The organism is Echinicola sediminis (assembly GCF_054777495.1).
Window position 1 is genome coordinate 108,112 of record NZ_BAAHAP010000003.1, and the last position, 14,709, is coordinate 122,820.

The 14,709-nt window shown below is 44.4% G+C and carries 8 protein-coding genes; 6 read left to right on the forward strand and 2 right to left on the reverse strand.

Features of this window, described 5'->3' with window-relative positions:
• Positions 1-148: 148 nt before the first annotated feature.
• From ACYVAA_RS01760 to ACYVAA_RS01785, 6 genes are all read left to right on the forward strand, one after another.
• Complete coding sequence (locus ACYVAA_RS01760; RefSeq protein ID WP_460538298.1) at positions 149-3,862, forward strand: two-component regulator propeller domain-containing protein; 3,714 nt, start codon at positions 149-151, stop codon at positions 3,860-3,862.
• A 176-nt stretch (positions 3,863-4,038) separates the two neighbouring features.
• Complete coding sequence (locus ACYVAA_RS01765; RefSeq protein WP_460538299.1) at positions 4,039-7,107, forward strand: SusC/RagA family TonB-linked outer membrane protein; 3,069 nt, start codon at positions 4,039-4,041, stop codon at positions 7,105-7,107.
• 20 nt (positions 7,108-7,127) lie between these two features.
• Positions 7,128-8,708 (forward strand): RagB/SusD family nutrient uptake outer membrane protein, encoded by a 1,581-nt coding sequence (locus ACYVAA_RS01770; protein ID WP_460538300.1) that lies wholly within the window; start codon positions 7,128-7,130, stop codon positions 8,706-8,708.
• Positions 8,709-8,812: 104 nt separating this feature from the next.
• Positions 8,813-10,657 (forward strand): alkaline phosphatase, encoded by a 1,845-nt coding sequence (locus ACYVAA_RS01775; protein WP_460538301.1) that lies wholly within the window; start codon positions 8,813-8,815, stop codon positions 10,655-10,657.
• Entirely contained in the window at positions 10,654-10,908 is a 255-nt protein-coding gene (locus ACYVAA_RS01780; RefSeq protein ID WP_460538302.1) for a PI-PLC domain-containing protein, read from the forward strand. Before ACYVAA_RS01775 ends, ACYVAA_RS01780 begins: the two co-directional genes overlap by 4 nt.
• A 42-nt stretch (positions 10,909-10,950) precedes the next feature.
• Complete coding sequence (locus ACYVAA_RS01785; RefSeq protein WP_460538303.1) at positions 10,951-11,460, forward strand: hypothetical protein; 510 nt, start codon at positions 10,951-10,953, stop codon at positions 11,458-11,460.
• A gap of 39 nt (positions 11,461-11,499) precedes the next feature.
• Here ACYVAA_RS01785 and ACYVAA_RS01790 read toward each other — a convergent pair whose 3' ends face one another.
• Positions 11,500-12,246: a flavodoxin family protein gene (locus ACYVAA_RS01790; RefSeq protein WP_460538304.1), complete on the reverse strand. Its 747-nt coding sequence runs from the start codon at positions 12,244-12,246 to the stop codon at positions 11,500-11,502.
• A gap of 777 nt (positions 12,247-13,023) precedes the next feature.
• Positions 13,024-14,709: LVIVD repeat-containing protein (locus ACYVAA_RS01795; RefSeq protein ID WP_460538305.1), on the reverse strand; the 1,686-nt coding region annotated here is incomplete at its 5' end.

Genomic DNA, 14,709 nt, shown 5'->3' on the forward strand with positions numbered 1-14,709 from the left:
TATCGGGGTAAAAGACGATATTTTTGTATTTTAAATCACCTGTGAGTAGTTGCTGTATGCTTTCAGCAGGATTATAATGCAAGGAAGTGTCTTAAGGTATAGTTGATCACCTATTTTTTGATTATGAATCAAATTAACCCCATTAGGAATGAGGAATGGAAAAGTTCTGTTAATGATAATTTGCTGGACGGTATTGGGCCTGTCATTTTCCAGCGGTCAAAATTTGAAATTCAAAACCTATCAGGTAGAGGATGGACTATCCAACAACTCCATTAACCAAATTGTGAACGATATTTCAGGTGGCATTTGGATAGCCACTTGGGATGGGTTGAACTATTTTGATGGAAACCAATTTAAAGTTTATAAGCATCGACCGGGTGACAGTACCTCCATTGCCGGAAATTTTATTTACGACCTGCTGGTGGACGGAGCATCGCGCTTATGGATCCAGTCGTCTTCCAGTTCTCTGAGCTTGAAGCAAGGCAAGCAGTTTAGGAATTTTTATTTTGACGATGAAATCCAAGAGATTGGGCTGGACGGGAAGGGAGACTTTTTGGTGGAGGTAAACGGGCAAAGGTTCGTTTGGGAAAAGGGGGAGCTGCGGACTTGTGAGCGTTGTCCATTTAAGAAAAACAATTTCAGTAAGCTGGATCAACTTTTGGAACGAAAGTATCCTGATGTAGAGATCTTGTCCACCCATACGGATGCCAAAGGCCAGGTATGGTATGCTACGCTCAGGCATGGGCTTTTTGTTTTGCCCAACGAGTCCACTTCGGTTTCGGAACTGGATTTTGACAATTACAGAGCTGATTTATCCAAGCCTTACAGTATCAAAAGCAATGAAATATGTGCCATCAACGAGGATGTTTTTGGAAATGTCTGGTTGGGGCTGAAAGATGGGGGCATTAGTATGGTCTTTAAGAATTCGGGAGAAGTATATTCGGTCTATCCGCATCCAGTGGACAACCCTCATCTTCCGGAGGAAACCATCCGGGCAATCACGCAGGACCAGTCCGGGCAGGTCTGGTTGGGATTTTACAATTCAGGATTATTTGTGAATAGACAAGGCAGCACTACTTTCCAACAGTTTAAGTTGAACCCCAATGAGCCAAATGGGGATTGGAACCGCATAAGAAGTTTGTTTACAGATCATCAGGGGAAGGTTTGGGTAGGAACCTACGGCGGAGTGGCCAGGATTAGCGGAAAGGACAAGGTGGACTATTTTAGCAGCGAAAGTGTTGCTGATTTGCCCAATAATAGAAATTACGATTTTTATGAGGACCGGGAGGAAAACTGTATTTGGGTGGCCTGTTGGGGTGGTTTGGCAAAGTACAGTTTTGTAAAAGAGAGTTTTGAGTCTTTTGAAGGGCAGGAACAGCTAAGCTCCTTCCATATTAGGCAGGTGATGAAAGCCAAGGGAAGTCTCTATTTGGCCACCGAGGAGAATGGATTGCTTATCTGGAAAAATGGGAAGATCAGTCAGTTTACCCAAAAGGAGGGCTTGCTTAGCAATAGTTTGTATGCCTTGGCAGAAGATCAGGATACCGGAAATATCTGGGTGGCCACCCTTGGCGGAGTAACTATTTTTCATCCTGAAAAAAGGATCATCCATAAGATCAATGAGGAAGATGGTTTGAAAAGCCAATTGGTGTATGGTGTGCTGCCGAGTGATCAACACATGTGGTTAAGTACGACCAACGGCATTGCCAGAGTGGATAAAAAAAACTATTCAGTCAGAACTTTGCCCGCCAAAGAAGGCTGGCAAGGGGCTGAATTTTCGGAGGGGGCTTTTTTTAAAAGTGACCGTGGCATGATGTTTTTCGGCGGGGTTAATGGCTTGAATTATTTCCATCCCCAGCATATCAATTTAAAGGATGATCTGCCCATTTTGGAACTAGAAAAGCCCGGAGAAAACATTTGGCAGGCTTTATTGGCTGATGGGACCTTGGACCTGAAGGTCAAACCGGTTTCGTTTACCCAAGTCCCTCATAATGAGTTCCAATATAAGTTGACCCCAGGGAACGGCCAATGGATAACTATAGGTACAGACCGTAGGATTACCGTCGAGGGCTTGACTCCAGGGGAATACAATCTTCTCCTGAGAAATTCACTGGCAGAGGATGCAGACGATTATGCCTCAATGGATTTTGTGGTCCCCAGGCCAATATGGCGTTCCCCCATTTTGTGGTTAGCGAGCTTACTTTCCCTGGCTACAGCTTTATTGCTGTGGAGAAACCATAGAAGCAAAATTCAAAAGGCACTTTTGCAGGAGAAAATAGAGGAGCGGACCAGGCTGATCAGTGAACAAAAGGCAAAGCTGGAAAGAATCAACCAAGACCTGGACAGCAAGAACAAGGAGATCAATCGGCAAAAAGAAGCGCTACTGGCTTTGCACCAAAGACACAAGGATGCGGATTTTGAAATCGAAAAATTCAGGAATTACCTTTTGGGGCAGTTTAAACTGCCCTTGTCCGAGCTAAAAGAAAGCTTGGAGCCTTTGCGGACACACAGTAAGGCAGGTAAGGAGTCGGTAATGCAGCTGGTGGACCAAATGATGAACCAAGTAAAGGATTGGGATAAACTTTCCAAGTTGGATCAGGTGGAAACCCCAAAATCACTCACCATTGTATCGGAGCTGATGGAAAGCATCATGAAAAACATGTTGCCCCAATTTGAAAAGTACGGTGTTCTTCTTAAAGAAAATTTCCAGCTAAACGATCAATGGGTAGAATTGGATGTGCTGAAGTTCAAACTTTTCTGGCAATACCTGCTTAGGGAAATGCTGAAATACCTGGAAGAAGGGGCTGAACTGGAAATCACTGCCCAATCAGGAGAAAGGGAAATGTGGGTAGAACTAAGGGTTTCCAGCCAACTATTGGTACAAAATGTAGATGAAATTATCCAGTACAGCCCCTATTTGAAAAGTGCTTTCCACATTCTCAAGGGACTTTCCGGTACCATTTTCCATGAAATAAAAGGAGGGGAGCTTTATGTGAAGGTCGGTATTCCCTTGACCGAGTTGCAGCGTAATGAAGTGCAACTCAATGTGAGGCATTGGAAGCACCTGGATTTGAGGGAGCAGCTGGATCCCAATAGGCATCATGTCATTTTATTGGGGAAAAAGTACGAGTCGGATAGTTTGGTAAGGATCATCCATAACGAGGATTTTGACATTATAGTGGAAGACGAAGTTAAGATGGTCATTTCTGCCATACGGAATGCCTCCATAGATGCCCTGATCATTTACAATGAAAAGATCAGTCACGATATGGTGGAGCTGATCGAAGCGGTAAAAGCCAGGGCCAAAGAAAAAATAGATATTCCCATCATCTATATTTATGATACTATAGAAGCCGGTTTTCAGGATAAATTGATGGATTTGGGTGTGGAGACCTTTATTCAGTTGCCGGCAAGTAGTCGCTTTATTTTGAAGAAAATTTCCACGCAGTTGGAAAAACTCCAACGATATAAATCGGAGAGAAATGTACTTTCCCTGCTACCCGACGATGAAAACACTTCCTATTCCAGTCCCAATGAAAAATTGGTCAAGCAAGGCTTAAAGATCATAAGGGAACAGCTCTCCAATGGTGATTTCAAAGTAGAAATGCTCAGCGAAGAACTGGGGGTGAGTAAAATCAAGTGTTACAGGATATTTAAAGAGATATTGGGGACATCTCCATCTGATCTGATCATCAGTTTGAAACTTGAAAAAGCCCAGAAACTTTTGCTCCAGCACAAGATGAACATTTCCGAAGTCAGCTTTGCCTGCGGTTTCAATGATCCCAAGTACTTCAGCAAGCTTTTTAAAAGGCATTTTGGTCAGTCTCCCAAACACTTTCAACAGCCACAGGAAGTGGGCTGAGGTTTACCTTATTGATAAGGGGATGTTATGGCAATGTTGCTGAAGTAAAAACACCCCAAATCAGTCAAATTAGGAGGGTTTTGTGTCAGATTTGTCCAACTTATTGAAATATTTCTCCACCTGTTCGGCAGTGGTTTGAGCTAGTTTTGATCTATCAACAATCAAAAACTAGCCCGATGAAAAAATGTTTTTACACTTTATTTGTGCTGAGTTTTCTTTTAGTGTTTAGGGTCAATGCCCAGACCACTATAAAAGGAACTGTTCTCAGCAAAGCGGACAATTTCCCCATTCCGGGAGCAACGGTGATCCCCGATGGGAACAGCAATCAAGGTACCACTACCGATGTGGACGGGAAATTTTCTTTGTCTGTTACTGCATCCAGCGGATCAGTGACCATTTCCTTTATAGGTATGGAATCCCAGACCCTTTCCTACAATGGAAGCACTGAATTGAAAGTATTGCTTGAAGAAGCTGTCAATGATCTTGACGAAGTGGTGATGATCGGTTATGGTACCGCCAAAAAGGAAAACCTGACCTCATCCGTCGCTTCCGTGTCAGGTTTGGACAAGCTGTCCAGCAGGCCAGTGTCCAATTTAAATGACTTTTTGCAAGGCAATGTTCCAGGTGTCACTGTTCTTCAGCAGGGTGGTGATCCTACGCAAGAAGGATTGGTTGTGATCCGGGGATATGGCTCTTTGGCAGATGAACGCCCCTTGACGGTAGTGGATGGCATGCCCTACTATGGTCCTCCTATCAATCCCAATGATATTGAGTCGGTTTCCATTTTGAAAGATGCTGCTGCTGCGGCGATTTATGGTGCACAAGCCGCTTCAGGGGTAATTGTGATCACGACCAAAGAAGGAGCTTTCGGCAAACCTAAGGTGACTCTGGATTTTTACTCTGGAGTTCAGAAAGCCAGCAACCTGCCCACGCCATTAAACGCCAAACAACAGGCCGATGTGTACAACCTGGCCGCTGATAATGCCGGTGTGGCCCGTCAGGCTGCCCACGATGCGGATCAAAATCCCTGGGGGCAGACCACGCGGACAAACTGGATGGATGCCATTTTCAGAAATGCCGCCATTTACAATGCCAATGTGAATGTAAGCGGTGCCAGTGAATCTGCCAGTTATATGGCCTCTTTGGGGTATATGAACAAAGAAGGACTGCTACAAGGAACTGAATTCGAAAGGTATTCCATGCGCTTGAAATCTGATTTTTACCTATCCGATAAAGTTACCGTTGGGGAAAATATCTACCTTTCCCGTTCCAATGCAGTGGGCACCAATTCTTCCAGTTCCTATTCAGGAAGTATTATTAACGCACTTTATATGCCTTCTGCGGCTCCTGTCTATGACGAAAATGGGGAGTTTCACGGAGTGGTACCTTACGAGTTGTCGCAGTTTGCCGGTACGTATGGTGATGTGTACAACCCTATGGGACTGCTGTTAAGGCCGACCTCCAATAATCCGGTGACGCATATCAATACCAACACCTATCTGAATTATGAGATCGTTCCAGGCTTGTCGTTTAGGTCTACTTTTAGCTATAATACCACCAATACCGAAACCAAGCAGTTCAGCCCTAGAATTCCTGAATTGGGAAGGACCAATCTCCAGAATTACCTGTATCAAAGCCACTCCAAAACCAATCGCTGGATTTGGGACAACCAAGTTTCCTATCAAAGGATTTTTGGAAAGCATGACCTGAGTTTGACAGCGGTATACTCTTCCCAGTTTACCGAATACGAATATTACTTCCAGGAAGGCAGAGGATTTAGCAGTGAGGAGCCCTTTAACCAGTACATGGGCAATGCTTCTGAATTTTTGACTCCGGTGAGCAGTGTTTATGAGGATGCGCTGACTTCTGCCATTGGCAGGGCCATGTACAATTATGATGGACGTTATTTTATCTCCGCCAGTATCAGAAGGGACGAAACCTCAAGACTGGCAATGGATAACCAGGCGAGCTATTTCCCCTCTGTTTCCGGTGCTTGGAAAATATCCGATGAGGCATTCTTTAAGAGCAGTTTGTTCAATAACCTGAAGCTAAGGGCTTCTTGGGGGCAAATCGGAAATATCAATTCTGTAGGTTATTACTCTTTTGATGTGCCTTTGGGAACCCAGACAGTAGTGTTGGGGGAAGGAGCGACTTTGGATTATAAAGCCGTGTATGCCAATCAGCAGTCCAACCCCAACCTTAAATGGGAAATTTCTGAGTCTTCCAACTTCGGCGTGGATGCCAATTTATTCAGCAACAAGCTGGAGCTGACCTTGGATTACTTTGTCAAAACGACCAAGGGCATGATTTTGCCGGGCTTGGAAGACCTTCACCAGGGAACCTCCGCAGCCGATGTGAATGGCGGCCAGGTGAGAAACAAAGGGCTGGAGTTTTCTGCAGGATATTTTGATCAATTTGGGGAACTGGGCTTTGGTGCCCGTGGTAACTTCAGCATGTTGGACAATGAGCTGATTAACCTGGATGGATATAATCAAAGCAATATTGATTTCATTGCCCATGGGGACAACGTAAGAAGCACCCTGACTCCCTATCGTTCCATGGTGGGACAGCCCCTTTATGCCACCTACCTGGTGCCGTACCTGGGTATTTTCCAGACACAGGCTGAAGTGGATGCTTATAGCAAAGATGGACAGTTGATCCAGCCCAATGCCCAGCCAGGTGATTTTAAATTCCAGGATGTGAACAATGACGGGAAGATTTCAGATGAAGACCGGGTATTCATGGACAGCTACCTGCCTGATTTTACCTATGGCTTTAACTTCACCTTTGACTACAAGGGTTTTGATGCCAATATCATTTTGCAGGGCGTATCGGGAGTAAAAGTGTTCAATGGCTATAAATTTACTGCCCTGAATGCTTCCCAGTCAGGCTATAATTTGGACAGCAGGGTGTTGGATGCCTGGTCTCCTGAAAATACCGATACAGATATTCCAAGGTTGTCCACCAAGGATGACAATAGGAACTTTGGTACTTCATCCAGCTGGTACTTGGAGGATGCTTCTTACCTGAGAATGAAAAACCTGACCATTGGGTATACCTTCCCGTCGACCTTGCTTCAAGGAGTGGCCAAGAACAGTAACCTGAGGTTGTATTTTTCCACTGAAAACCTCTTTACCATCACTCCTTACAATGGAATGGACCCTGAGGTCGGCGGAAAAGGGTTGGATGTGGCCAAATACCCACTGCCGCAAACTTTTACTGCAGGCTTATCACTCACCTTATAATCCCTTTAACTAGAAAAAAGATGAAAAACACCTTATATAAAATTTCAACGGTGCTTGCGCTGGGGTTAGGATCCCTCAGCAGCTGCTCTGATGACTTTACCAATTTGGAGCCGCTTGGCAGTACTTCCTATGAAAACTTTTTTCAGACCGAGCAGGATGCAATAGAAGCGGCCAACGGCTTGTACTTCTATATGAAAGACGAGGACATGTTTTCCAGGGGTTTTTTCTGGTATATCAATGCCTCTGATGATATGGTTACCGGAAGGATCAATTCCACTGCCGACAATATCAAGAACTTCAACTTGACCGGTGAGGAAGGCTATGCCTACTGGATGTATCCGCAGAGCTATAAGATCATCCGTCGGGCCAATGATATTTTGCTGAACGTTCCCCATATGGATATCAGTGAAAGCCTTAAAAACAGGATAGTGGGAGAAGCTTATTTTATGCGGGCTTTCCATTATTTCTGGATTGCCCATACCTATGGGGATGATAAGAGTGGCGGTGTTCCTATTGTAACCGAGGAAAATATGTTCGAGGATGCAGGGAGCTATAGCCGTCCAGCAAGTGTCACGGAAAATTACGCCCAGATCGTAGAGGATTTGAAAAAGGCGGTGGACTTGCTGCCCCTGTTTACCGAGTACAATGCCGAAGACAAAGGCAGGGCCCACAAGGATGCAGCCTTGGCCTATATAGCGAAAACCTATTTGTATTGGGCAGAATACGATGCCTCCAAATATGCCGATGTGGTGACCTATGCGGACAGGGTGAGCAATTCCGGTTCGGGCAGATCATTGTATGATACCGACAATCCAGATGAGGATTTCAGAATGTTGCACAGTCATCATAACAACTGGGGCTCAGAGTATATTTGGTCAGTGGTCTCAGGGGTGAATGGAGGAAGTAAGCTTCCTGGAGTTTCCCTGGAGAACAAAGGCTGGGGAAAATATAATGGTTGGGGCTATTATATGCCTACCAATGATCTCTATGAGGAATATGAAGAGGGAGATTACCGACGGGAAGTAACCATTTTGAAATTTGGCGATGAGTTTACCTTCTTTGGAGAAACAAGAAAGTACCAATCTGAAAACTCTCTTTCAGGCCTTCAGTTCAACAAGTATTTGTATGAATACCAGTTTGAGGATCCCATCGGAACCTATATCAATTCCAATGGCAATGACCCCACTACCATTTATAATGTGCCGTTGTTGCGTTATGCAGAGGTGCTCTTGATGAAATCAGAGGCTTTGATCATGCAAGGATTAAACGGAGATGGGCCTTTGAACCAGGTAAGGGACAGGGCAGGTCTGGCTCCCATTACCAATGCCACCATGGAGGATCTCAAGCATGAAAGAAGGGTAGAGCTGGCAGGAGAGTTTGCCAACAGACATTATGATTTGGTAAGGTGGGGAGATGCGGAAGAAATTTACAGCAAGCCCTTATACGGTAGAATCCATGCGGATAAAGCGGATCCTGAGTCACCGTATAATATTGAGGTGATCTGGCCGGCCAGAAGTTTTGATCCCGAAACGATGCATGTTTGGCCTATTCCGAACAGGGTAATCAATTCCTCAGGAATTCCCCAAAACAAAGGATGGTAAAGTAATTAAACAATCCCCCTTAAGGAGGCTGCCTATGGGTAGTCTCCTTTTCCTGCTTTGGAAAAACGGTATATTGAAGTAGAAATGATGAAAATAGAAATTACATGAGAATCAGAACTGTTGTTGTCCTATTGTGTTTGCTGCTGCCTTTTATGGTAAAGGGGCAGGAAGGCTTACTTTTTAAACTCCATTCCCACAATGATTACCATCAGACAGTTCCTTTTTGGACCGCATATGCCAGCCAGTGTGCCTCTATAGAAGTGGATGTGATTTTACAGGAGGGGAAGCTGATGGTTGCGCACGAAAAGGAAACGATCGAAGCGGGAAAGACCCTCGAAAGCTTGTACTTACAGCCTATTCGAAAGGCAAAGGAACTGAATTTGGCTCATGGCCTAAACTTCCAACTTTTGATAGATATAAAGACAGAAGCTTACAGCACCATGATGGTGTTGGAGGAAGTGTTGGAGGATTATAGGGACATTTTATCGAACGGAAGCAGGTCCGGTGTTCAGGTGGTGGTTTCCGGTAGCCGGCCATCGGTAAAGGATTACCGGAATTATTCGGATCTGGTCAGGTTTGATTATCAGGATACCGATCTATCCGGGGAACTTCCTTGGGAAAAAATAGCTTTGGTGAGTCTCCCGTATAGCCGGTTTTCGGTTTGGAACGGAAAGGGTAGAATAGTGGCCGAGGAAAAAGCTAACTTGGAAGCCTTGATCAAAAAAGTTCACGATGCCAACAGACCTATCCGGTTTTGGGGGGCGCCGGACAGCAAATCAGCCTGGAAAGCGTTTTATGATTTGGGAATAGATTTTATCAATACAGATCATCCACATGAAGCCAATGAATACCTGAAATACCTCTCTCGAAATGTGGTCGGCAGCCATCGCAGTCATGAAATTTACCAGCCTGCTTTTGAACTTGATGGATCTGATGTGCCGCTTAGAAACATCATACTGATGATTGGGGACGGTAACGGTTTGGCCCAAATCTCTGCCGGGATGTATGCCCATGGCAATCAGCTCAACCTCACCCAGCTCAGGCATATTGGCTTGGTCAAGACACAGTCGGCGGATGATTTTACGACGGATTCTGCAGCAGGAGCGACAGCCTTGGCCACCGGTCAAAAGGTGAATAACAGGGCCATTGGCCAATCAGTGGATGATGAGACATTGGCCAATCTTCCTGAGGTCTTGAGGGCCTATAACTTTAGCAGCGGGATTGTCACCACTGATCATATTACCGGGGCTTCACCCGCATCCTTTTATGCCCATCAAAAGGAAAGGGACATGACTGCAGAGATCGCTTCGGATCTAAGTAAAAGTGAGTTGGACCTGTTTGTTGGAGGCGGAAAGAATGATTTCCTGATACAGGGTCGCAACTTGTTGGCTCCTCTGGAAACTGCCGGTTTTACACTTTTGAGTTCATTGGAAAAGCTAGGGGTAGCTGATGAAGCCCGAGTAGGTTATTTTGCCAGTAACCAAGGATTGCCGTCCGTTGCCAAGGGAAGGGAGGGCTACCTTGTCAAGGCCGCTGAGGGGGCTTTGAGTTTCCTCAGTAAAAAGCAAAAGCCTTTTTTCCTGATGGTGGAGGGAGCAATGATTGATTCGGGTGGCCACCTAAACGATGCTTCCATGGTAGTAGAGGAAGAAATTGATTTTGATGCGGCCGTTGGGCGAGTGATCAAATTCGCAGATGAAAACCCTGGTACCTTGGTGCTGATTACTGCGGACCATGAGACAGGTGGGGTGACATTGCCACAGGGAAATATAGAAAAGGGGCTTGTGGAACTGAATTTTGACACCCAGGACCATACAGGGATAATGGTTCCCCTATTTGCTTACGGAGCCCATGCTGCCGAATTTATGGGGGTTTATGAAAATACAGAAGTGTTTCACAAGCTCATGAAACTGGTTGAACAGTATTATCAGGAAGCGGCAATTAGATGAAAAGTAGTTTAAGTATCTTATTGCTATTTGGTTTATCGCTAGTAGCTAATGTCCCCGGAAATTGTCAGGAGGTAAAGGCCAAAGTGCCTGAGAGCTATCAATTGATTGCCCACAGAGGAGGAGTGGTCAATGAGGACTTGGCCGAAAATAGTATGGGGGCTTTAAATGAGGCCATCCGTAGAGGATACGATATGGTGGAGATTGATGTGAGGCTGACCAAGGATAGTGTTTTTATTACCCACCATGACTGAGATTTTAAGCGGTATTATGGCGTGGATAAAATGGTCTCAGCGATGGAATGGGCGGAAGTCCAGCAGTTGCAAGGAAATATGGGCCAAAAAGTACTTCGTTTGGAAGAGGTACTTTCGGCCTGCCAGGGAAAGATAGAAGTAATGATTGATAATAAAATGGAGGGCTTTAATAAAAGGTGTTTTAACCGTCTTTTGGGTTTGCTGGACCACTATGAGTTAAGAGAGGGAGCATTGATGATAGGCACGGAAGCATCTACCGAGTTTTTTACAGGGAAGGTGAAGCTCAGCTGCACCAAAAAACAGATCGAAGAAAACAAAAGGAGAATGGATTACCAGCCGAATAATTACTACCTGTTTTCAAGCAATATTGACCGTTCGGATATGGCTTGGGCAAAACAGAACTGTATTCAGGTAGTTGCTGCGGTAAATGCCTGGGCATTTAATAAGGGGAAGCTGAAGAAGGCAGCGAAAAGATCCATTGTACAAATGAAAAGAGCAGGAGTTACCTGCTTCCAAATTGACAGCCAGTTTGAGCCCTTCTTTTATCCTTAAAAAAAGCTAGTTTTAATGACAACTAGCTTGAAATAGCGATTATCGATATTCGGGATTGGGATGATCTTTACTTGATCGGTTATCCCACTTGTCCCGTTGGTTTCCGTGAGCAGGAATACCTTTTTGCTCTTTTAGCATTTTTGCCAAATGCATCAGGTTCCACGTCATAAAGGTGGTGTTTCTATTGGTAAAATCATTTTCAGGACCACCGGAACCCTTGTCCAAATAGGAAGGCCCTGGCCCAGCCTCTCCGACCCATCCAGCATCGGCCTGTGGGGGAATGGTGTATCCCAAGTGCTGAAGGGAGTACAATATATTCATCCCGCAGTGTTTGATACCGTCCTCATTGCCTGTGATCAGGCATCCTCCTACTTTTCCATAGTAGGCGTATTGTCCGGCATCGTTGAGTATGGCAGAGCTGGCGTATAGGCGCTCGATGACCATAGAGGCAACGGATGATTTTTCACCCAGCCAAATGGGACTCCCAATGACCAGGATATCGGCCTCCATTACCTTTTTCTGAATGGGTGGCCAGGCATCAAATTCCCAACCATGCTCCGTCATATCAGGATAGACCCCAAAGGCAATACGGTGATCTACTGCTCGGATAACCTCCGTGGTAATCCCATTGGCTTCCATAATGGCCTGGCTCATATTGATCAAGCCCCAGGTATTGGACACCATGGGGCTTGGCTTTAGTGTGCAGTTCAAGAAAACCGCTTTGATCCCCTTGAAATCGGTTGGATTTTCCTTATTCAGTTTTTTTTGAAAAGTACTCAGTTGCATATCTTTAGTAAGTAGGGTTGTCTAGAAAATATTGCGATCAAGGTATCTGATTTAAGTAAGCACCTATGTGAACAAGCTTCCAAGTAAATGGCTCCGGAAGGGACTTACCTGGTTAACTGCAAGGAACCATATTGTCCAATTAAACGATGGCAAAAGGAAGAAGTTTTGTAAGCATCGCTTATAGACGGTATTAAGGAGAAGGAAATGGACCATCGTTCAGCAAGTTCCCCGTGAAAGCTTATTCGTGGAGGTGGGTACTATTGGGTGGAGGAAAGATACCGGCAAGAATCGTCAAAAGTCCTCTATGGACAACCGGAAAATTCTTGGGTTTATTGATTTTTGTCCGAGAATTCAGGTCAGATAGACAATAGGGCAAAGATAGTATTGGTTTTGGTTGATTTACTTAGAGCAATTACGATTTTTATTTTGCTATTTGCTTGAGTAAACATCATTTAATGGGTTTAATTAGGGTTTATAAGGTTTAAATCCCCGAAGTCAGTACTTCGGGGATTTTTTGTTTTATGAGCTTGGTTAGATGGATAGTTTATATTATGGAATTGATCAGTGAAGTCCAGGCCGTAACCATACGATTTCGAACAGATCCGTTTTTACGCCCCTTGAAGATTTGTTGGAAATATTTTCTGCTGGTTTAGTCCGGTGAAAGGCCCCATATTTCCTGTCTTAATTCAGCTTTGCTATTCCATTATTGGTGGTGCTACAAAAAAAGCTTGCCAATCGTTATAGCAAGCTTTTTTTGTAAGGATTTATATTTATCGTTTAATCGTCGTCGTTGTCGTCATCATCGTCGTCATCATCGTCATCATCCATTTTGCCTAATTTATCATCATATTCACCCACGATGGTTCCTCCGTTGTTTTTAAAGTCTCCGTAAATGGTGATGGAAGAGTCCTCTCCCAAGAATTCAAGACGACCATTTTTGTTCATGTTCATGTTGCCATAGATAACCAGATGCCCCTCAATTTTCATGGTTCCATTCAGGTTAAATACGGTGTTTCTTTTGTTTTGACCTATGGCCAAAGAACCACTCATATTGAATATTCCCTTACTATTGATGTTAAGTTGATTTTGAACAGCCATAGAACCACAGAAGGTAAAGATACCATTGATATTGGCTCCTCTTACGGACAATGAGCCAGCGTAGCCTTCATTGTCATTGGAATTCACATTCAGGTTTGATTTGCCCGAGTACGTAGGTAATCCTTCGCACTGAATTTCGGAAGATCCATCTTCATCCGGTAGGTTGATTTTAAGAATTTGAAGTCCTTGTAAACCTGAAGCAACGAAAAGATATTCATCGTTCGCTTTGACAAAGTTGGAAGAACCAAAAAGATCGAGAACTCCTAGCACTTTCAAGGCTTGGATTCTGTCATCTTCGTCATCGTCATCATCACTTTCATAAGATATGGCCTGAACACCGGCAGCTCCGTTAGCCATGAAAAGGTGGGTCCTGTTAAGGGTTACCGCATTGGTGACTACTTCTTCGCTGTTGAGTCCTTCTGATACAACGAGAATCTCAAATTGGCTTGACTCATCTCCGGAGTTTGTATTGTAAAGGCTTGCTCCATCTTTTCCTTTTGCAACAAACAATTCACCATCCCGGACTTCCATGGTTCTTTTTGCCCCGGAAATGTCTTCGTCCAAATTGATTGTCCTATTAATGGTCAGGTTGTTGGAATTAAGGAAGTTGATGCCTTGATCTCCATCAAAAACGAAAAGTTTGTTGTCTCCATAGGCCACGGATCTAAGGTCAGGAAATTCTTTTGAAGCTTCTATTTCATAGCCATCTTCGTCAAAAACCGTAATGCTTCCATCTGTTCCACTGGTCAGCACGATCTCATTTCCCGTATGCGTGACATCGGTAGCGGAGTAGCCCGAAACCGAATATAATTCAAAACTGGAAGTGAATTTTCCTCCAGAAGTATTTACTACTGCCAGATTGGCTGCTCCCTCTACTTCGAAATCACCATCGATATCCACAGAGGCTGCAATGTAAATCTTGCCATTGGCATATTTAACTGAATTTAGGTCAGCCCCTTTGAAAATAGCCTGACTGGTAATTTTAGGTTCAAGAACATTGCTGATATCAAAAATATCTATTGCACCTAAAAATACAGGCCCCTGAGTATTGTAAGTTACATAAGCATAATCGCCATTGATGTCTACATGAGTGGCTTGTAGGGTGCTGCCTTCATAAACAGGTGCCTCTACTTGCGCTATCAACTCCATCGGTAGGTTATTGGCCAATTCGTCCTCTGCCAAACGTGCACCGGCTGCCCCTCCAATATTGATCCCAACTACCCCGGCATTATCGCTAAGTAAGCGGGAGCTTAAGGAAGTCTCATCATTATTGATTACAATATTTTCGTTATTAGCTGATTCAATCTGTTCATCGGGATTACAGGAATAAAGTATTCCTGCAAAGAGCCCAGCTAAAATGGGTAA